This is a genomic window from Caulobacter sp. 602-2 (assembly GCF_011043625.1).
In the GTDB taxonomy this organism is placed as follows: domain Bacteria; phylum Pseudomonadota; class Alphaproteobacteria; order Caulobacterales; family Caulobacteraceae; genus Caulobacter.
On the sequence record NZ_JAAKGT010000007.1, the window covers coordinates 1 to 18,036 of the forward strand.

The 18,036-nt window shown below is 69.5% G+C and carries 15 protein-coding genes; 6 read left to right on the plus strand and 9 right to left on the minus strand.

Annotation, left to right across the window (positions count from 1 at the left end):
- Positions 1-186: 186 nt before the first annotated feature.
- Genes fucP through G5B46_RS15035 form a run of 4 tightly spaced genes read left to right on the plus strand, consistent with a single transcriptional unit; the run spans position 187 to position 4,110 of the window.
- Entirely contained in the window at positions 187-1,500 is a 1,314-nt protein-coding gene (gene fucP, locus G5B46_RS15020; RefSeq protein WP_165259913.1) for an L-fucose:H+ symporter permease, read from the plus strand.
- Positions 1,501-1,502: 2 nt separating this feature from the next.
- The gene (locus G5B46_RS15025) at positions 1,503-2,528 is read left to right on the plus strand and encodes a zinc-binding alcohol dehydrogenase family protein (RefSeq protein ID WP_240903514.1); all 1,026 of its coding nucleotides are present in this window, start codon (positions 1,503-1,505) and stop codon (positions 2,526-2,528) included.
- Positions 2,522-3,325 carry an amidohydrolase family protein gene (locus tag G5B46_RS15030; RefSeq protein ID WP_165259915.1) on the plus strand — a complete coding sequence of 268 codons (804 nt, stop codon included), beginning with the start codon at positions 2,522-2,524 and terminating at the stop codon, positions 3,323-3,325. The genes G5B46_RS15025 and G5B46_RS15030 overlap by 7 nt, the downstream gene beginning before the upstream one ends.
- A 5-nt stretch (positions 3,326-3,330) precedes the next feature.
- Positions 3,331-4,110 (plus strand): IclR family transcriptional regulator, encoded by a 780-nt coding sequence (locus G5B46_RS15035; RefSeq protein WP_165259917.1) that lies wholly within the window; start codon positions 3,331-3,333, stop codon positions 4,108-4,110.
- Here the strand turns inward: G5B46_RS15035 and G5B46_RS15040 are convergent.
- The 8 genes from G5B46_RS15040 to G5B46_RS15075 all read right to left on the minus strand — a co-directional run bounded on the left by G5B46_RS15040 (position 4,107) and on the right by G5B46_RS15075 (position 13,878).
- Positions 4,107-5,285, minus strand: coding sequence for a glycoside hydrolase family protein (locus tag G5B46_RS15040; protein ID WP_165259919.1), 1,179 nt, complete (start codon positions 5,283-5,285; stop codon positions 4,107-4,109). The two genes, G5B46_RS15035 and G5B46_RS15040, sit on opposite strands and share 4 nt — an antisense overlap.
- A 37-nt stretch (positions 5,286-5,322) precedes the next feature.
- On the minus strand, positions 5,323-7,668 hold the full coding sequence (locus G5B46_RS15045; RefSeq protein WP_165259921.1) for a glycoside hydrolase family 95 protein: 2,346 nt from the start codon (positions 7,666-7,668) through the stop codon (positions 5,323-5,325).
- A gap of 64 nt (positions 7,669-7,732) precedes the next feature.
- Complete coding sequence (locus tag G5B46_RS15050) at positions 7,733-8,077, minus strand: L-rhamnose mutarotase (RefSeq protein ID WP_165259923.1); 345 nt, start codon at positions 8,075-8,077, stop codon at positions 7,733-7,735.
- A 2-nt stretch (positions 8,078-8,079) separates the two neighbouring features.
- Positions 8,080-8,808 carry an SDR family oxidoreductase gene (locus G5B46_RS15055; RefSeq protein WP_165259925.1) on the minus strand — a complete coding sequence of 243 codons (729 nt, stop codon included), beginning with the start codon at positions 8,806-8,808 and terminating at the stop codon, positions 8,080-8,082.
- 12 nt (positions 8,809-8,820) lie between these two features.
- The gene (locus G5B46_RS15060; RefSeq protein WP_165259927.1) at positions 8,821-10,029 is read right to left on the minus strand and encodes a UxaA family hydrolase; all 1,209 of its coding nucleotides are present in this window, start codon (positions 10,027-10,029) and stop codon (positions 8,821-8,823) included.
- Positions 10,026-10,322 (minus strand): UxaA family hydrolase, encoded by a 297-nt coding sequence (locus G5B46_RS15065; RefSeq protein ID WP_165259929.1) that lies wholly within the window; start codon positions 10,320-10,322, stop codon positions 10,026-10,028. The genes G5B46_RS15060 and G5B46_RS15065 overlap by 4 nt, the downstream gene beginning before the upstream one ends.
- Positions 10,319-11,338: an aldo/keto reductase gene (locus tag G5B46_RS15070; protein ID WP_205691698.1), complete on the minus strand. Its 1,020-nt coding sequence runs from the start codon at positions 11,336-11,338 to the stop codon at positions 10,319-10,321. Before G5B46_RS15070 ends, G5B46_RS15065 begins: the two co-directional genes overlap by 4 nt.
- A 161-nt stretch (positions 11,339-11,499) precedes the next feature.
- Positions 11,500-13,878: a TonB-dependent receptor gene (locus tag G5B46_RS15075; protein WP_165259931.1), complete on the minus strand. Its 2,379-nt coding sequence runs from the start codon at positions 13,876-13,878 to the stop codon at positions 11,500-11,502.
- 287 nt (positions 13,879-14,165) lie between these two features.
- On the opposite strand from G5B46_RS15075, the gene G5B46_RS15080 reads away from it, so the two are divergent.
- The gene (locus tag G5B46_RS15080; RefSeq protein ID WP_165259933.1) at positions 14,166-15,935 is read left to right on the plus strand and encodes an arylsulfatase; all 1,770 of its coding nucleotides are present in this window, start codon (positions 14,166-14,168) and stop codon (positions 15,933-15,935) included.
- Positions 15,935-16,900, plus strand: a complete 966-nt coding sequence (locus G5B46_RS15085) for an SUMF1/EgtB/PvdO family nonheme iron enzyme (protein WP_205691699.1) — start codon at positions 15,935-15,937, stop codon at positions 16,898-16,900. The genes G5B46_RS15080 and G5B46_RS15085 overlap by 1 nt, the downstream gene beginning before the upstream one ends.
- Here G5B46_RS15085 and G5B46_RS15090 read toward each other — a convergent pair.
- The gene (locus tag G5B46_RS15090; protein WP_165259935.1) at positions 16,848-17,879 is read right to left on the minus strand and encodes a glycoside hydrolase family 43 protein; all 1,032 of its coding nucleotides are present in this window, start codon (positions 17,877-17,879) and stop codon (positions 16,848-16,850) included. The two genes, G5B46_RS15085 and G5B46_RS15090, sit on opposite strands and share 53 nt — an antisense overlap.
- Between the last annotated feature and the right edge of the window lie 157 nt (positions 17,880-18,036).

Here is an 18,036-nt window from a genome sequence, read left to right on the forward strand (position 1 = left end):
GTTTCTACGTAAAGCCCCCAGCCCAAAGCTGGGGGCTTTCGTCGTTTTCGCCCCTCCGCACAGATCCGCCGGCTTTCGTCATCGCCAGGGCGTACGCATCAATTTTCATATTTGACGTCATGGTTCATATATGATGCCTTGTCCGCAGGCGCTCCGTCAGAGAGCGCGGCCGGGAGGAAACGCCTGATGACCCAAGATCCCAGAGCCCGTGAGCAGGGCGCGCGCACGGGCCTTGCGCCGCTGGTTCTGATCGTCGCGCTGTTCTTCCTGTGGGGCGTGGCCAACAACCTCAACGACGTGCTGATCCCGCACCTGAAGAAGGCTTTCTTCCTCACCGACCTGCAGTCGGGCCTGGTGCAGTCGGCCTTCTATCTCGGCTACTTCTTCCTGGCCCTGCCGGCCGGCCTGCTGATGCGCCGCTTCGGCTACAAGGCCGCCGTGATCGTGGGGCTGCTGCTGTTCGGGGCGGGGGCGCTGCTGTTCTGGCCGGCGGCCGAACTGCGCCGCTACGAACTGTTCCTGGGCGCTCTCTTCGTCATCGCCTCGGGCCTGGCGTTCCTGGAGACCTCGGCCAATCCGCTGATCACCGTGCTGGGCGATCCGGCCAGGGCCGAGCAGCGCCTGAACCTGGCCCAGGCCTTCAACCCCCTGGGCGCGATCACCGCCGTAGTGGTGGGCCGCCAGTTCATCCTGTCGGGCGTGGAGCCCACGAAGGCGGAGTTCGCGGCCATGAGCCCGGACCAGCTGTCGGCCTTCCAGGCCGCCGAGGCCCAGTCGACCCAGGTTCCCTACCTGATCATCGCCGCCGTGGTGCTGACCTGGACGTTGCTGGTGGCGCTGACGCGCTTTCCGGCGCAGGCCAGCCGCCCCGCCGCCGACGCCGTCGAGGACAAGGTCGATCGGCCGATCCTGGGCCTGTTCTCACGCCCGCGCTTCCTGTTCGGCGTGGTCGCTCAGTTCTTCTATGTCGGGGCGCAGGTGGGCGTGTGGAGCTACATGATCCGCTACGGCCAGCACCAGGTGGCGGGCATGGGCGAGAAGGCCGCGGCGGCCTATCTGTCGTGGTCGCTGGTCGGTTTCATGGTCGGACGCTTCGCCGGCACGGCGCTGATGAGCCGGGTCGATCCCTCGCGCCTGATGGCGCTGTTCGCCGCCGCCAACGTGGCGCTGACCCTGGCGGCCGTGGCCATAGGCGGCCACACGGGCCTGCTGGCCCTGGCGGCGACCAGCTTCTTCATGTCGATCATGTTCCCGACCATCTTCGCCGGTTCGCTGAAGGGCCTGGGCCCGCTGACCAAGACCGGCTCGTCGTTGCTGGTGATGAGCATCATCGGCGGGGCGGTGCTGCCGGCGGTGATGGGCGCGGTGTCGGACGCAAGCTCGATCCGCACGGCGATCCTCGTGCCCTGCGCCTGCTTCGCCGTGGTCGGCCTGTTCGCCGTCACCGCCCGCAAGCGCGAGGTCTCGGCCCACGACGCCGTGCTGGTCGGAGGTCACTGAGCATGACGCCGGAACTGATGGACGTGCTGGTCTGCGCCGCGCCGGGGCGACTGGTTCTCGAGCGGCGGGTGACGCCGCGGCCGGGGCCGGGCGAGGTGCTGCTGCGCGTGCGCAGGGTCGGGGTGTGCGGCACCGATATGCACATCTATCGCGGCACCCAGCCCTTCCTGTCCTATCCCCGGGTGATGGGCCACGAGCTGTCGGGCGAGGTGGTCTCGGCGCCGCGGGAAAGCGATCTGGCGCCGGGCGATACGGCCTATGTCATGCCCTACCTGTCGTGCGGAACCTGTCCGGCCTGCGCCAAGGGCAAGACCAACTGCTGCATGAACATCCGCGTGCTGGGCGTGCATATGGACGGGGGGCTGGCCGAGTACCTGGCCGTACCGGAGGGGTTCGTGCGCAAGGTCGAGGGCGTGGGCCTGGACGAGGCGGCGATGGTGGAGTTCCTGGCCATCGGCGCCCACGCCGTGCGCCGGGCGCGGATCGAGCCGGGGCAGGCGGCCCTGGTCGTCGGCGCCGGGCCGATCGGCATCGCCGTCGCCCTGTTCGCCCGGCTGGCCGGGGCGCGGGTGAGCGTGCTGGACGGCCGCGAGGATCGCCTGGCCTTCTGCGCCGAGCACCTGGGCGTGGAGCGGGTGATCCCCCTCGGCAAGCATACGGCAGAGACGCTGGCCGGCCTGACCGACGGCGCCTTCTACGACCTGGTGTTCGACGCCACCGGCAATCCGGCGGCGATGCAGCAGGGCTTCGGCTATGTCGGCCATGGCGGGACCTATGTGCTGGTCTCGGTCGTGGCGGCCGACATCACCTTCTCGGATCCGGAATTCCATAAGCGCGAGATGTCGCTGCTGGGCAGCCGCAACGCCACGCTGGAGGATTTCGACCACGTGCTGGCGGCGATCCGGGCGGGCCAGGTGCCGACGGCGGCGCTGAACAGCCACAAGGCCTCTCTGCATGACCTTGCGCAGGCGCTGCCGGGCTGGATGGAGCCGGCGGCGGGGGTGATCAAGGCCATCGTCGCGTGCTGATCGACGCCCACTGCCATGTCTGGCGGATCGGCGAGAACGATTGCCGATGGCCGGGGCGGGACCTGGCGGTGATCCACCGCGACTTCGGCCTCGACGACCTGCGGGCGGCGGGCGGTCCAGACGGCGTGGTGCTGGTGCAGTCGCAGCCGAGCGCGCGCGACACCGCCTGGCTGCTGGAGGTGGCGGAAAGCGACCCGCTGGTCCTGGGCGTGGTGGGCTGGGCCGACCTGGCCGCGCCGGATGCGGTGGAGGCGATCCTGGCCCTGGCCGGAAACGCGCGGCTGAAGGGCCTGCGGCCGATGCTGCAGGATCTGGAGGACGATTGGATCCTGAGCCCGGCCGTGGCGCCGGCGATCGCGGCGATAGTCGAGGCGGGGCTGGCCTTCGACGCCCTGGTCAGGCCCAGGCACCTGCCGGCTCTGCTGACCCTGGTTCGCCGCTGGCAGGATCTGCGGGTGGTGATCGACCATGGCGGCAAGCCGACGATCGGGGAGGGCGTCATGCACCCCTGGCGCGACGACATCGCCGCCCTGGCTGCCGAGCCGGGCGTCTTCTGCAAGCTTTCGGGTCTGCTGACCGAGGCTGGCGACACGCCGACGGCGCAGGCCCTGGCGCCCTATGTCGCGCATCTGCTGGAAGCGTTCGGGGCCGAGCGACTGATGTGGGGTGGCGACTGGCCGGTGCTGAACCTGGCCGGCGACTACGCCGGCTGGCGGCGGATGTGCGAGGCCTGGGTCCCGCCGGACCGGCGAGCGGCGCTATTTGGCGAGACGGCGCGACGATTCTATCGCTTATAGAAGGCATGTCCGACGCGCCCGCCAAGAAGCGAGAATATCGCGCTCCCGCCCTGGAAAAGGGTCTCGACGTGCTGGAGCTGCTGGCCGCGCACCGGGGCGGCCTGACGCTGGCGCAGATCTCGGCGGCGCTCGATCGTTCGTCCAGCGAGCTGTTCCGCATGGTCCAGGTGCTGGAGGCGCGGGGCTATGTCGGCCGCGCCGCCGACGAGGACGGCCTCGTCCTGACCAACAAGCTGTTCGCGCTGGGCATGACCCGGGCGCCGGCCAAGGACCTTCTGGAAGCGGCTTTGCCGGAGATGCGGGCCTCGTGCCAGGTCACCGGCCAGTCGTGTCACCTGGCCGTGGCCAGCGGCGACCAGATGGTGGTGGTGGCGCGCATCGAGGCCCCGGGCGACCAGGGCTATTCGGTGCGGGTGGGCTATCGCCGCAAGATCGCCGAGGCCACCTCGGGCCTGGTGCTGTTCGCCTTCCAACCCGAGCGGGTGCGCGAACGCTGGAGCGGACAGCTGCGCGAGGGCGTCTCGGAGGCGGCGTGGGAAGCCTTCCTCGCCAGCGCCGCCCAGGCCCGCAAGGACGGCCACGTGCAGGCCGCCAGCTACGTGACCTCGGCGGTGATCGACCTGTCGGTGCCGGTGCGGGGCGCCGACGGCGTGGTGGCGGCCCTGACCTGTCCGTATGTCGATACGCCCAGCGCGATCTCGATGCCCGAGACCATCGCCAACCTGCAGCGCCACGCCGCCGCCATCAGCGCCGAGATCGGCCCGACGGCGCGGAACGGGGTCTAGGGAAGTCCCGCCAGGTCCCGATCCATGGCCGCGCCGTCGAACGGCACGACGATGATCTTGCTGCCGTGGCCGTTGTTTCCGGTCTGGTCGTCTTTCGGCGTGTCCACGACGGCGAAGGTCATGGCGACGACATGGCCGTTCTCCATCACCACGCCGGGACGTTCGAGCTTGTTCCAGTTGTTCTTCGTCCCGTCGGCGTAGCGGATGAAGTCGGCGCCGGGCTCGTAGGCCAGGCCCTGCACCTTCCACCCCGTGATCCCGTCGCGCGAGATCAGGTGATAGGCGCGGCGCTCGCGCCACTGGTTGACGACGATGTGGTAGAGGCCGCCGCTGAACCAGACGACAGGGTCTTCGAAGGCGCGCATGTCGCGCTGCGGGATGCCGTCGAGGCCGCGATAGACGCTGTCGCCCATCACGGTATAGGGGCCGAGGATCCCCGTCCTGCTGATCAGGATCTGGCCCGAGCGCGGCACGATCTGGTAGGCGCCGTCGGGCCGCAGCATGACGCTGAAATTGGCCGGCTTGGCGGGCTTGGCCGTCGGCGTGTCGCGCAGGGCCACGTCGCCCGGCGTCTTGACCAGCTGGAAGCGGCTCTGGTCGAGGCTGATGGTTCCCAGCTGCGTCCAGGGGCCGTCGAGGCCGTCGGAGACGAACACGTCGCCGCCGCGCGTCTCGCTGACCACCACGGCGTAGCGGCCGTCGTGCATCTTCAGGGCCGTGACGTTGTGGCCAAGGCCGCCCTGGTTTTCGGGCCAGGTCAGGCCACGATCGCGATAGGGGCCAAAGAGGGTGTCGCTGATCGCGCTGACCCCCAGGGACTGGCCCCAGGCCTTGTGGCCCAGCGCCTGGTCCCAGCGGCTGGCGAACATGCGGTACTTGCCGTCGGCGCCCTTCAGGATCTGGCCGTCCCAGTAGTTCCACCGGTTCATCGAGCCGTCCTCGAGGCCGTTGCGCGGATCGCGCGGGCCGACCTCGGCGGCGCCCCAGGCCTTGCGGGACAGCTTGGCGCGCGGCATCGGCTTGAAATAGCCGATGAAGGGCTTGGGGCCGAGCGTCGGCACGGCCTCGACGGCCGTCGCGGCGGCCGGAGGCTGTGCGGCTCCGACGGCGGGCGAGGCCATCGGGGCCAGAAGCAGCGTCGCCGCCACGGCCAGCTTGCTTGAACGCGAGACCATCAAATCACTCCAGCGAACTTTGCGGCGGCGGGGCTGTTCATGCCCGCTTCAGCACGCCGTTGCGAGCCACCAGCCGCACGCGCTGGCCCTGCTTGAGGTCGACCTCAAGCGTCGAGCCGGCCAGCACCACGGTGTGCTTGCCGGCCTGCTTGGCCTTCAGAACGGCCTCGGTCAGCTTGCCGCCGCTCCAGCGGACATCCACGCCAAGCGCGCCGCGTGCGCGCAGGCCGGTCATGGCGCCCGTGGGCCAGGCCTTGGGCAGGGCGGGCAGCAGGTAGAGGCGGTCGTTGCGGCTCTGCATGACCAGCTCGGTCATGCCCGAGGTCCCGCCGAAATTGCCGTCGATCTGGAACGGCGGGTGGGCGTCGAACATGTTGGGGTAGGTGCGCTCGGGGCCCAGCAGCAGCTTGAGGATGCTGTGGGCGCGGTCGCCGTCGCCCAGGCGGGCCCAGAGGTTCAGGCGCCAGGCGATGGCCCAGCCGGTCGACAGGTCGCCGCGCGTGATCAGCGAGGTCTTGGCCGCCTTGGCCAGGTCGGGCGTGGTGTCGACCGAGATCTGGTCGGACGGGAACAGGCCGTAGAGGTGCGAGACGTGACGGTGATGGATGTCGTTGGCGTCGGCGTCCCAGTCTTCCTGCCACTCCTGCAACTGGCCGTCCTTGCCGATCTTGTAGGGGGCCAGCTTGTCGCGGGCGGCGCGGACTTCGGCGACGAAGTCGGCGTCCGGGCCCAGGATGGCCTCGGCCTTCAGGCAGTTGTCGAACAGGTCGCGGATGATCGCCTGGTCCATGGTCGGCCCCGCGACCAGGGACGAGCCGTGGCCGTGGTTGTTCTCGGGCGAGATCGACGGGTTGGTGACCAGCACGCCGAACTTCGGATCGACCACCAGGGTGTCGAGGAAGAACCGGGCCGAGCCCTTCATCAGCGGATAGACGCGGGCGAGATAGGCCTTGTCACGTCCGTAGTCGTAGTGGTCCCAGACGTGCTTGCACAGCCAGGCGCCGCCGGTGGGCCAGACGCCGAACTTGGCGCCGTCGATCGGGCCCGTCGCACGCCACAGGTCGGTGTTGTGGTGAGTGACCCAGCCGCGCGCGCCATACATGGCCCGAGCCATGCGCTCGCCGGTCTGGGCGATGTCGGAGACCAGGGCGATCAGCGGCTCGACCAGTTCGGGCAGGTCGGTCGGCTCGGCCGGCCAGTAGTTCATCTCGGTGTTGATGTTGATCGTGTACTTGCTGCCCCAGGGCGCAAAGGTCTTGTCGTTCCAGATCCCCTGCAGGTTGGCCGGCTGGCTGCCGGGGCGCGAGCAGGCGATCAGCAGGTAGCGGCCGTACTGGAAGTACAGCGCCTCCAGCGACGGATCGTCGGTGGTCGGCGATTGTTTGATGCGTTCGTCGGTGGGCAGCAGGTCGGCGCGGGTGCGGCCGAAGTCGACGCTGAAGCGGCGGAAGAGGGCGCGGTGATCGGCCTGGTGCTCGGCCAGGATCTTCGCCCACGGCTTGCCGGCCAGCTTGGCGAGCGTGGCCTTGTTCAGCGCGGCCGGGTCGCCCGAGACGTCGTCGTAGCGACGATAGCTGGTGGCCGCGGCGATCAGCAGCAGAACCTCGTCGGCGCCCTTCACCGACAGCTTGCCGTCGGCGACCGAGACTTGGCCGCCCTTGGCGCGCACCTCGACCCGGGTCTCGAAGGTCAGGCGGGCGTCGATGCCCTGCGAGGCCTCGTTCTTGCCGGCGAGGACCAGGTGCGCGCCCTCGACCGACGAGACGGGCTTGGACTTCAGCGGCGAGGTGAAGGAGAGGTCGACGCTGATCGCGCCCTTGCGGCTGGCGGTCAGGCGCACGGCGATGACGCCGTCGGGATGGCTGGCGATCACCTCGCGCAGGTGGCTGACGCCGCCGACGGTGAAGCGCGTGGTGCTGATGGCGCCGTCGAGATCGAGATCGCGGACATAGCCTTCTACGGCTTGCGGCAGGCCGGGGAAGTCGAGCTTGAGGTCGCCGATGGTCTGGTACGACATCTGGCGCTTGGGCAGGGCCATGAACTTGGCTTCGGCGAGATCGGTGGCCTTGGCGTACTCGCCGGCGTCGATCAGGCGGCGGATCTCGGGCAGGGCGCCCTTGGCCTCGGGATTGATCGGCTCGTAGGGGCCGCCGGCCCACAGGGTGTCTTCGTTCAGTTGCAGGCGCTCGGCCGCGACGCCGCCGAACACCATTGCTCCTAGTTTGCCCGAGCCGACGGGCAGGGCCTCGACCCATTCCTTGGCGGGCTGGCGGTACCACAGGCGGGGCGCGGCGGCCTTGGCCGGAGCAGAGCGGGCCGGCGAGGCGGCGACCAGGGAGACGCCGGCGGTGGCGGCCAGGGCGGTTCTGCGGGTCACATTCATCTTGTCGCCGTGCCTCGTTCTGAAAGCGAAAACAATCGTGGTGTCGGGAAGAGCGGCCGGAAGGTCAGGGCTGCTCGGAAAGGGCGAAGATCCGGCGCATGTCGCGCCACTTCTCGCTCGGGGCCGAGCCGGGCAGGGGCTTCTGGAAGGCCGACATCAGCCGCTCCCAGGCCCGCACGTCGCGAGAGGCCATGTCGGCCGCCGCCTTGGCTTCCGGCGAGAAGTCTGGCCCTGCCTCGATGACCATGAACAGCCGGTCCTGGACGCGCCAGATCTCCATCTCGACGACGCCCGCCTCGCGGATCGACCGGATCACGGGCTCGGGCGCCGCGCCGGGGCGATGCCAGGCCTCGTAGCGGGCGATCAGGTCGGCGTCGTCCTTGAGGTCGAGGGCGAGGCAGCGACGCATGGTCAGTTGATCCAGCCGCCGTCGATGATGTGGATCTGGCCCGTGGTGAAGGCCGACTCGTCGCTGGCCAGATAGAGGGCCAGCTGGGCCAGCTCTTCTGGCCTGCCCAGGCGGCCCATCGGCTGGCGGGCGGTGAAGGCCTTGTGGGCGGCCTCGTAGTCGCCGGTGTCGGCCAGGCGCTGGTTCAGCGAAGGCGTGTCGACCGTGCCGGGGCAGATGGCGTTGCAGCGGATTCCCTGGCCCACGAAGTCGGCGGCCACGGCCTTGGTCAGGCCGATGACGGCGGCCTTGGTGGCGCCGTAGGCGAAACGACCCGGCACGCCTTTGATCGAGCTGGCCACCGAGGCCATGTTGACGATCGAGCCGCCGCCGGCCGCCAGCATGGCCGGCAGGAAGGCGCGGATGGCGCGGTACTGGGCCGTGACGTTGAGGTCGTTGGAGAACGCCCAGGCCTGCTCGTCGCAGTCGAGGATGGTTCCCGAATGGACGTAGCCGGCGCAGTTGAACAGCACGTCGACGGCGCCGAGTTCGGCGGCCAGGGCGTTGATGGCGTCGGGATCGCGAACGTCCAGGCGGCGGCCTTCGCAGCCTTCGACGCCGGCCAGCAGATCCTCGTTAAGGTCGGTGGCGATCACCCGCGCGCCCTCGCGGGCGAAGAGTTCGGCGCTGGCCTTGCCGATGCCCTGGGCGGCCGCCGTCACCAGGGCGGTCTTGCCTGAAAGTCTTCCCATTGGTGTCGCCCCTTAACTCACGCGCCGCAGCGGCAGGCAGGCCGGACCGATCGGGTCGAAGGCCTTGTAGGTGAGGATGAATTCCTGGTGGCCCAGGGCTTCGGACACCGTCCGCTCGCCGCCGGCCACGGCCAGCACCAGGTCGAAGATCTCGTCGCCCACCTCGTCGAGCGTGCCGCGGCCTTCCATGATCCGGCCGGCGTCGACGTCCATGTCGCCGGCCAGCTTGCGGTAGGTCTCGGGATTGGCGCAGACCTTGATCACCGGCGAGATCGCCGATCCGACGACCGAGCCGCGCCCGGTGGTGAACAGCGTCAGGTGCGCTCCGCAGGCGATCAGCTCGACGATCTCGGCGTTGTCGGAGATGTTGGGAAAGCCGAACCGCACCTCGCCGTCGGGCACCACGTCGAGCAGATAGAGACCGCCGCTGACCGGCTGGTCGCCGGGCTTGAGGATGCCCACGATCGGGGCCGAGCCCGACTTGGAGTAGGCCCCCATCGACTTTTCTTCCTGGGTGGTGAGGCCGCCTTCGGCGTTGCCCGGCGCGAAGCTGCCGTAGCCCATGACGGTGTAGTAGGCCTCGGCCTTGCGGACGCTGGCCTCGAGTTCAAGACCCAGTTCCGGGGTGAGGGCACGATCGGCCATGATCTTCTCGCAGCCGACCAGCTCGCCCGTCTCCTCGAAGATGCAGGCCGCGCCGGCCGCGCCGAGGCGGTCGAACGCGCGCCCGACCGCGGGGTTGGCGGTGATGCCGCTGGTGCCGTCAGAGCCGCCGCAGATGGTGCCGATCACCAGTTCGGAGACGTCCATGGGCACGCGCGGGGCTTGGCCTGCGACGGCTTTCAGGCGGGCGACGGCTTCGACGCCCTTGCGGACGGTCTGCGCCGTGCCGCCGCTCTCCTGGATGACCAGCACCTCGACCGGGCGGCCGCTGGCGGCGATCGCGGCGCGCAGGGCCTCGCGGTTGAAGCTCTCGCAGCCCAGCGAGATCAGCAGCACCCCGCCGACATTGGGATGCGTGCCGATGGCCTGCATGACCTTCAGCGCATAGGCGTTGGGGTAGCAGCCGGGAAAGCCGATCAGGTGGACGTCGGGATCGTCGCTTTTCGTGACGACGGTGCGGGCCACGTGATGGGCGCATTCGACCAGGTAGGCCACCGCCACGACATTGCGGATCCCCTTGCGGCCGTCGGCCCGCAGGAAACCGGTCAGGGCGCTCATGACGACGCCTCGCCGGTGGCCTGGCGGGTGTGGCTGGCGATGTAGTCGCTCTTCATGTTGTGCATGTGGACATGGGCGCCGGGCGCGGCGGGCGCGGTCATCGAGCCGATCGGCGCGCCGTACTTCAGCACCTTGTCGCCGACGGAAAGGGCGTGGCGGGCGATCTTGTGGCCGACGGCGACGTCGTGCGGCGCGGCCAGCATCGCACCGTCGATCTCGATCGACTGGCCGGCCTGGATCGCTTCGGCCAGCACGAGGACGTTGTCGTCCGGATGCAGCAGGATCGGCTTCACGCGGCGGCTCGCGAGACGGGCGTCGGCGCGTCGGGGCGCAGCAGGCCCTCGGCGCGCAGGTCGCTCCAGAGGGCGGCGGGCAGCTGCATCTCCATCCAGGCGACGGCGTCGGCGACCTGGGCGGGGCCGGCCATTCCGGGGATCACGCTGGCGACGGCCGGGTGGGCGAGGGGGAACTGCAGGGCCGCCGCGGCCAGGGGAACGCCGTGGGCGGCGCAGACGCGGCGCAGGCTCTCCACCCGTGCGACGATCTCGGCTCCGGCCGGTGCGTAATCGTAATGGATCGGCCCGCCGCCGGGCTTCTCGACCAGGGCGCCGGAGTTGAACGGGCCGCCGACGATGATCTTCACGCTCCGCTGCCGGCAGCGCGGCAGGAAGCCGTCCAGGGCGGCCTGTTCCAGCAGGGTGTAGCGGCCGGCCAGCAGGAAGACGTCGAGGTCGGCGTGATCCAGCGCCTCCTCGCAGACGGCCTGCTCGTTGACGCCCAGGCCGATGGCGTCGACCGCGCCTGCGTCCTTCAGCTGGCGCATGGCGCGGTAGCCGCCGTCCAGGAAGGCGCGCATGTGGCCGGCGTGGGCCTCGCCGTGGGTCAGGCGGCCCAGGTCGTGGGCCAGCAGGATGTCGACGCGGTCGCGTCGCAGGCGGCGCAGGCTGGCCTCGAACGAGCGCATGACGCCGTCGTAGCTGTAGTCGAACACCGGCTCGAACGGGGCGGCGTCGACGAAGCCGTGGCGTTCGCGCCGGTCGGTCTCAATAGGCTCCAGCACGCGGCCGACCTTGGTGGAGATGATCGCCTCGCGGCCGGCCAGCGCCTCGCCGTGGCGGGTCTCGCTGAGGCCGAAGCCATAGTGCGGGGCGGTGTCGAAATAGCGGATGCCGGCGGCCAGCGCCGCGTCGATCACCGCGCGGGCCTGGGCGTCGGACACGGCGGCGTAGAGGTTGCCCACGGCCGCGCCGCCGAAGCCCAGTCGCGGCAACCGCGCCAGGGCCTGCGATCGCTCTTGGGCGACGTCCATCCGCGCTTCCATCCCGTTTATTTATAAAATCGATGTTGCTGGTAAAATTTCATCGCTCGCGCAACGAGTCAATCCGCCACGCATCAAGCGCAGCCATCAGGACAAAGAAAAAGGGCCCGCCGTGAAGCGGGCCCAGTCAAGGAGGCAGGAGAAGAAGAGATCTAGCGGCGAACGCGCAGCGTCACGCCGAAGGTGCGCGGATCACCCAGGGTGCCGGTGATCGCGCCGGTGTTCCCCGCGCCCAGCGACAGGTAGTAGAGCTTGTCGAAGACGTTGCGGCCCCAGACCTGCAGGTCCCAGCTGCCGTCCTCGGCGCCGATGCCGGCCCGCAGGTTCAGCAGGGTGTAGCCCTTGATCTTGGAGTACTCCGAGTTCGAGGCGCTGGTGTAGTAGGACGACTTGTAGCTGGCGTCGTAGCCGGCATAGGCCTGCAGGCCGTCGCCGCGCCAGGTTCCGGCGGCCTTGCGATACTCGCCGCCGGTCGAGGCGGCCCACAGCGACGCGCCGGGCAGGCGGCGGCCGGTGAGGTTGCAGTAGGTCGTCAGGTGGATCTCGATCGGGCAGGCGGCCTGCTCGTAGCTGGTGTAGCTGGCGTCGTTGTAGGTGGTCGAGCCGTAGAGGGTCAGACCGTCGATCGGGGCCGCCCGCAGGTCCAGTTCGACGCCGCGGCTGCGCACGCTGCCGGCGTTGGTCAGGTAGCTGGCGTTGTTGATCAGGTTGACCGCCGTGGTCTGGTAGCCGTCGTCCTGCGTCCAGAAGAGGGCGAGGTTGGCGGTCAGCCGGCGCTCGAACCAGGTGCTCTTCAGGCCGGCCTCGTAGGCGTCGATGGTCTCCGGCGCGATGACCGGATCGACGGCGTTGGCGCCGGAGGTGTTGATGTTCGACAGGTTCAGGCCGCCGGCCTTGTAGCCCCGGGCGTAGGTCGCATAGACCAGCGGGCCGGCGTCGAAGGTGTAGGCCAGGGTGATGTTGCCGGTCAGGCTGTCGCCCGAGGTCTTGGAGGCGAACTTGTTGGCCGCGCCGAAGCGGGCCCGCAGGGCGAGCGCGGTGGCCTGGTCGGCGGCGCTGAGGCCCGACAGGTCCGCGCCCCACGCGGTCTGATCGAACCAGCCGGTCATCTTCTCGTAGGTGTAGCGAAGGCCGCCGGTGATATCGAAGCGGTCGGTGACGTGCCAGGTGCCTTGCGCGAAGGCCGCCGCGCTGGTGGTCTCGGGGCTGGAGTGGCTGACGATCGAATAGTTGTTCAGCGCCGCCGCCCGCACCGTGGCCGAAGCGGCCGCCGGGGCCAGCAGCCAGTCGGCCGCCGCCGGGCCGTAGTAGTTGACCGCCTCGGCCTCGAGATCCTGCCAGAAGTAGTAGAGGCCGGCGACGTAATCGAGCTTGCGGTCGCCTTCGGAGCGGATGCGCAGTTCCTGGCTGAACTGCTGCTGGTCGTTGTCCTGGTGGGCGTCGATGATCGCCGAGACGGTCGTGCCGTCGGCGTCGTTGTGCGGACGCCAGTGCCAGCCGCGCCAGGCGGTGACCGAGGTGATGGTGGCGTCGGCCAGCTTGTAGTCGACGATCGCCGAGACCCCGCCATGGGTCTCGAAATAGCTGTTCTTGGTGTTGGTCGAGACGCGGCGCGCGCCCGGATCGATCGGCGGCGGCGTGAAGCCGACGCGGGCGGCGCGGGCCAGATAGCCGTTCGGATAGGCCGCGCCGTCGTCGGCGTAGTTGGTGAACAGGCCGGTCAGGACGCTGGCGCTGGTGTTGGAATACTGCTGGCCGTAGTCGCCCGAGAGCTTGATCGAGAGGCTCTCGTTCGGGGTCAGCAGGAACTGCAGGCGGCCGCCGAAGTCGTGATAATCCTGGGTCTTCGACCCGTCATAGACGTTGGTCATGTAGCCGCCGCGCTGGGTGTTGGCCAGCGAGACGCGGTAGGCCAGCTTGTCCTCTACGATGGGGCCCGAGCTGATCAGGTGGGCCTGGAAGTAGTCGTAGTTGCCGCCGGTGACGTCGGCGCTGAACTCCGGGGTGAACTTCGGCTCCTTGGTGGCGATCACCAGGGCGCCGGCCGAGGTGTTCTTGCCAAACAGCGTGCCCTGCGGACCGCGCAGCACCTGCACGGAGTCGAGGTCGGCCAGGTCGAACACCGCCTGGCCCGGACGGCCCAGATAGACCTGGTCGAGATAGACGCCGACCGCCGACTGCAGGCCGTCGTTGTAGACCGAGACGTTGTTGCCCAGGCCCCGGATGTTGATGCTGGTGTTGCGCGGGTTGGTGACGCTGACCGACAGGCTGGGCGACAGGGTCTGCAGGTCGCGGACGTTGAAGGCGCGGGCGGCTTCCAACTGGGCCCCGCCGAAGGCCGAGACGGCCACCGGCACGGTCTGGGCGTCCTCGTCGCGGCGACGGGCGGTGACGACCACGGCCTCCAGGCCCACGGAGTCGTCCGCCGAGGCGTTGGTCGGCTCGGGAGCGGTCTCGGCGGCGAGGGCGGGCGCGGCGCCGGCCATCAGGGCGACGCACGAGGCGGCCAAGGCCAGGCGACGCAGCGTCACGTTGTGGTTGTGGTCACGGCGAGTATTCGCCTGATGGATAGAAACGAGTACGCCCGACATCGCGAGGAGCCCCCATAAACGGCAAGAACAACCGCAGAAAAACGACGATCAGTGACGCGTCGGCGGGCCCTTCGCCGATGCGTCGTCGTTGCGGTGCGGGGGGAGCTTTAAATCCCAACTACTCCGATCGGCATTACAGAAATTCTCAACAGCGCGTTTCGAAATTGTCGTAAGAGCGCTCGCCGCCGGAGGCCTTAGGGGGAAGGGAGAACACGAGGGAAAGCGTCATGAAGACCCATCACACGACCCTGCGCGCACGGCTGCTGGCCGGCGCCCTGATCGCCGCGACCAGCCTCGCGGGCAGCCTGGCCAGCGCAGCGGAACCTACGGTTCCGGCCGCGACCCGCGCCGTCGAGAAGCGTCCGAACTTCTTGGTCATCGTCGCCGATGACTTGGGCTATTCTGACCTGGGCGCGTTCGGCGGCGAGATCGAGACGCCCAACCTGGACGCCCTGGCCAAGGCCGGCGTACGGCTGTCGGGCTTCCACACAGCGCCGACCTGCTCGCCGACCCGCTCGATGCTGATGACCGGCTCGGACAACCACCAGGTCGGCCTGGGCTCGATGGCCGAGGTGCTGACACCGGGCCAGAAGGGCAAGCCGGGCTATGAGGGCTATCTCAACGACCGCTCGGTGACCGTGGCCGAACTGCTGCGCGACAGCGGCTATCGCACCCTGATGGCCGGCAAGTGGCATCTGGGCCTGGCCGACGACCAGTCGCCAGCCGCGCGCGGCTTCGAGCGCTCCTACGCCCTGCTGCAGGGCTTGCAGAACCACTTCGGCGAAGACCAGACCGAGGCCTACAAGGCCGCCGGCGCCGCCTCGACCTTCCGCGAGGACGGCAAGGTCGTGACCTATCCCAAGGGCGTCTACTCGGCCGACTTCTACGGCGACAAGATGGCCCAGTTCATCCGCGATGGGGCGGGCGATAGCCGGCCGTTCTTCGCCTACCTGACCTTCACCGAGCCGCACTGGCCGCTGCAGGCTCCGCCCGAGACCATCGCCAAGTACAAGGGCCGCTACGACGCCGGCTACGAGGCGCTGCGCGAGCAGCGGCTGGCCAGGCTCAAGGCGCTGGGCCTGGTTCCCAAGGACGTCAAGCCGCATCCGTTCATCGACACGCCGGCCTGGAAGTCGCTGACCGCCGAGCAGAAGAAGGACCAGTCGCGTCGCATGGAGATCTATGCGGCGATGGTCGACCGGATGGACCAGAACATCGGCAAGGTGGTCGCCGCCCTCAAGGCGAGCGGCCAGTACGACAACACCGTCATCGTCTTCCTGTCGGACAACGGCGCGGAAGGCAGCCGCATCGACACCGTGCGCGGCGTCACCGATCCGGCCAAGCTGGCGACCCTGCCGATCGACAACAGCTTCGACAATCTGGGCGCAGGCTCCTCGCACGTGGGCTACGGCCCCGGCTGGGCGCAGGCGGCCACGGCCCCGACCCGCCAGGTCAAGGGCTACACCACCGAAGGCGGCATCCACACGCCGGCCATCGTCGAGGGGCCGGGCGTCAAGGGCGACGGCCGCATCGTCGACTCCCTGGCCCACGTGGCCGACGTCGAGGCCACGGTGCTGGAGCTGGCCGGGGTGAAGCGCCCCGAGACCTATCGCGGCCGCGCGGTCGCCCCGTCGATCGGTCGCTCGTGGGTTCCGGCCCTGGCCAGCGCCGACGCCGGAGTGCGCGGGCCGCAGGACCTGGTGGCCTGGGAGCTGTTCTTCCGCCGCGCGGTGCGCCAGGGCGAGTGGAAGGCGGTCTATCTGCCCAGCGCGCCGGGCGGGGCGGCCTATTCGCGCGAGGCGGTGCTGCCGGCCAACTGGCAGCTGTTCAACCTCAAGAGCGACCCGGCCGAGGCCGTCGACCTGGCCGCCAGCCAGCCCGACAAGCTGAAGGAACTGGTCGAGGCCTGGAACCGCTACGCCGCCCAGAACGGCGTGGTCCTGCCGCCGCCGCCCGCGGCCGGTTCGCCCGCGCCCGCCAAGGCCGGCGCGCGCTGATGCGGCGCGGTCTTCCTGGGGCGGCGGCGGTGGTCGCGATGCTGGCGGGCCTTTCGGCCGGCGGCTTTACGACCCCCGATCCGGCGGGCGCGGAGGTTGCAGCGATCCGCGCCGCGCCTCCCGGCGCCTGCAAGACCCGGGAAGGCCGCGCCTTCATTCCGGCCGGCGAGGTGTCGCTGGGCGAGGACGGTCCGGGGCGGCCGGGCAGGGCGGTGACGGTGGCGGGCTTCTGGCTTGATCGCCACGAGGTGACCAATCGCCAGTTCGCCGCCTTCGTCGACGCCACCGGCTACGTCACGCAAGGCGAGCGCGACGGGGCCTCGGCGGTGTTCGTCCAGCCCGAGCACCTGTCGGGCATGGACGACGCTGGCCAGTGGTGGAAGCTGGTGCGCAAGGCCAACTGGCGTCGGCCGCATGGCGGCGGGGCCGACGACCTGGCCCATGCCGACGAGCCGGTGGTGCACGTGGCCTATGCCGATGCGGCCGCCTATGCCCGTTGGGCCGGCGGGCGCCTGCCGACCGAAGCCGAGTGGGAGCGCGCGGCGCGCGGCGACCAGTTAGGCCCGCGCGCGCCGCAAGCCTGGGCCTATGACGACGACGGCAAGCCGACCGCCAACACCTGGCAGGGCGATTTCCCGCTGGCGCAGAGCAACGAGGACCACTTCACGGGTCTTGCGCCCGTCGGCTGCTTTTCGCCCAACGCCTTCGGCCTCGTCGACATGATCGGCAACGTCTGGGAGTGGACGGCCAGCGCCGCCGGAACCTCGGGTGTCGAGCGCCTGATCAAGGGCGGCTCGTTCCTCTGCGCCTTCAACTACTGCGCCAACTTCCGCCCCGCCGCCTGGCAGGCGCAGGAGGAGGGGATCGGAACCTCGCACGTGGGGTTCCGGGTGGCTTACGAAAAACCCTCTCTCAAAGAGAGAGGGATTTCGCATCCCCATCCAGGTCCACCCGCTGCCGCATGATCTCCAGCCGGTCCCCCGCGTCGCGCATCTCGTAGAGCTTGCCGCGGGCGTTCTTGAAGGGGCGGTGGACCACCATCATCAGTTGGCCGTCGAAGCGGTTGAACAGCATGCCGTGGCCGCTGTCGTGGCGGACCAGCGGCGGCAGCTGCTCCCACGGGCCCTCGATCGTTCCGCTTTTCGAGCGCGCCTGCGATTGGACGTAGCCGTCCTTGTCGTAGCTGGACCACAGCATCAGCAGCTGGCCGGTCTTGCTGGTGAAGAGCTGAGGACCGTCGGTGACATAGGCCAGATCGCCCTCGGGCTGCTTCTTGCCGTCGGCCCAGGTCGCTTGGCTGGCGGTGAACAGCGTGCGCGGCGGCCCGGCGGCGGCAAGATCGTCGGTGAGGGGCAGGGCTTCGATCGCGCCGTCGCCCACCTGCAGCCACTCGCGCGAATAGACGTACCAGGGCCGCCCGTCCGGCGCGATGTAGAGCGTGCCGTCCAGGGTCATCAGCGCCTTGGGCGCGATCGGTTCGCCGTCGCGGACAACGGTGAATGGTCCCTCGGGGCTGTCGGCTACAGCCAGGATCGCGCCCCGCCGATAGGGCTTGCGCTTGCCGGCGGTTGGCAGAAGCGCGGCCTCGTCGTGGAAGGTGGCGAACAGAAACCAGCGGCCGCGCCACTGGTGAACCTCCGGCGCCCAGGCCCCGCCCTTGAACCAGGCGTCGGTGGGAGCCTGGAACACGCAGCGCGGCTTTTCCCAGTTCGCCAGATCGCGGCTGACGTACATCATCGTCCCCAGGCCCGGCGTTCCGCTGAGCCGAGCGATGTTGGAGGTGTAGAGCCGGTAGAGTCCCGCCTGCGTGTCGGCGACCATGAACGGGTCGTGCAGCGGCATGTTGGGCAGGCGCAGCATCGGTTCGGCGCGAGCGACGGCGGGCGCCAGCGCCAGGGCGGCGGCCCCGAGGGCGACGGCCCGTCGCGAGGTGTCGATGGGCATGCTTCCTCCGGGCGACGCTGTACGAGCCGCGATCTAGGAAGACATGGCGGCGCTTTGCAACGGCGAGGGCAGGGGGCAAGCTGTCGGCGTTGTCGTGGTGTGCGGCAAAGGTCGTGCTGGCCTATCGGTGTTTTAGGGCATAAACCTCGGCCGATAA

Coding starts and splice junctions, on each gene's coding strand:
- fucP (WP_165259913.1), top strand. CDS start 187: ATGACCCAAGATCCCAGAGCCCGTGAGCAGGGCGCGCGCACGGGCCTT.
- G5B46_RS15025 (WP_240903514.1), top strand. CDS start 1,503: ATGACGCCGGAACTGATGGACGTGCTGGTCTGCGCCGCGCCGGGGCGA.
- G5B46_RS15035 (WP_165259917.1), top strand. CDS start 3,331: ATGTCCGACGCGCCCGCCAAGAAGCGAGAATATCGCGCTCCCGCCCTG.
- G5B46_RS15040 (WP_165259919.1), bottom strand. CDS start 5,285: ATGGTCTCGCGTTCAAGCAAGCTGGCCGTGGCGGCGACGCTGCTTCTG.
- G5B46_RS15045 (WP_165259921.1), bottom strand. CDS start 7,668: ATGAATGTGACCCGCAGAACCGCCCTGGCCGCCACCGCCGGCGTCTCC.
- G5B46_RS15050 (WP_165259923.1), bottom strand. CDS start 8,077: ATGCGTCGCTGCCTCGCCCTCGACCTCAAGGACGACGCCGACCTGATC.
- G5B46_RS15055 (WP_165259925.1), bottom strand. CDS start 8,808: ATGGGAAGACTTTCAGGCAAGACCGCCCTGGTGACGGCGGCCGCCCAG.
- G5B46_RS15060 (WP_165259927.1), bottom strand. CDS start 10,029: ATGAGCGCCCTGACCGGTTTCCTGCGGGCCGACGGCCGCAAGGGGATC.
- G5B46_RS15070 (WP_205691698.1), bottom strand. CDS start 11,338: ATGGACGTCGCCCAAGAGCGATCGCAGGCCCTGGCGCGGTTGCCGCGA.
- G5B46_RS15080 (WP_165259933.1), top strand. CDS start 14,166: ATGAAGACCCATCACACGACCCTGCGCGCACGGCTGCTGGCCGGCGCC.
- G5B46_RS15085 (WP_205691699.1), top strand. CDS start 15,935: ATGCGGCGCGGTCTTCCTGGGGCGGCGGCGGTGGTCGCGATGCTGGCG.
- G5B46_RS15090 (WP_165259935.1), bottom strand. CDS start 17,879: ATGCCCATCGACACCTCGCGACGGGCCGTCGCCCTCGGGGCCGCCGCC.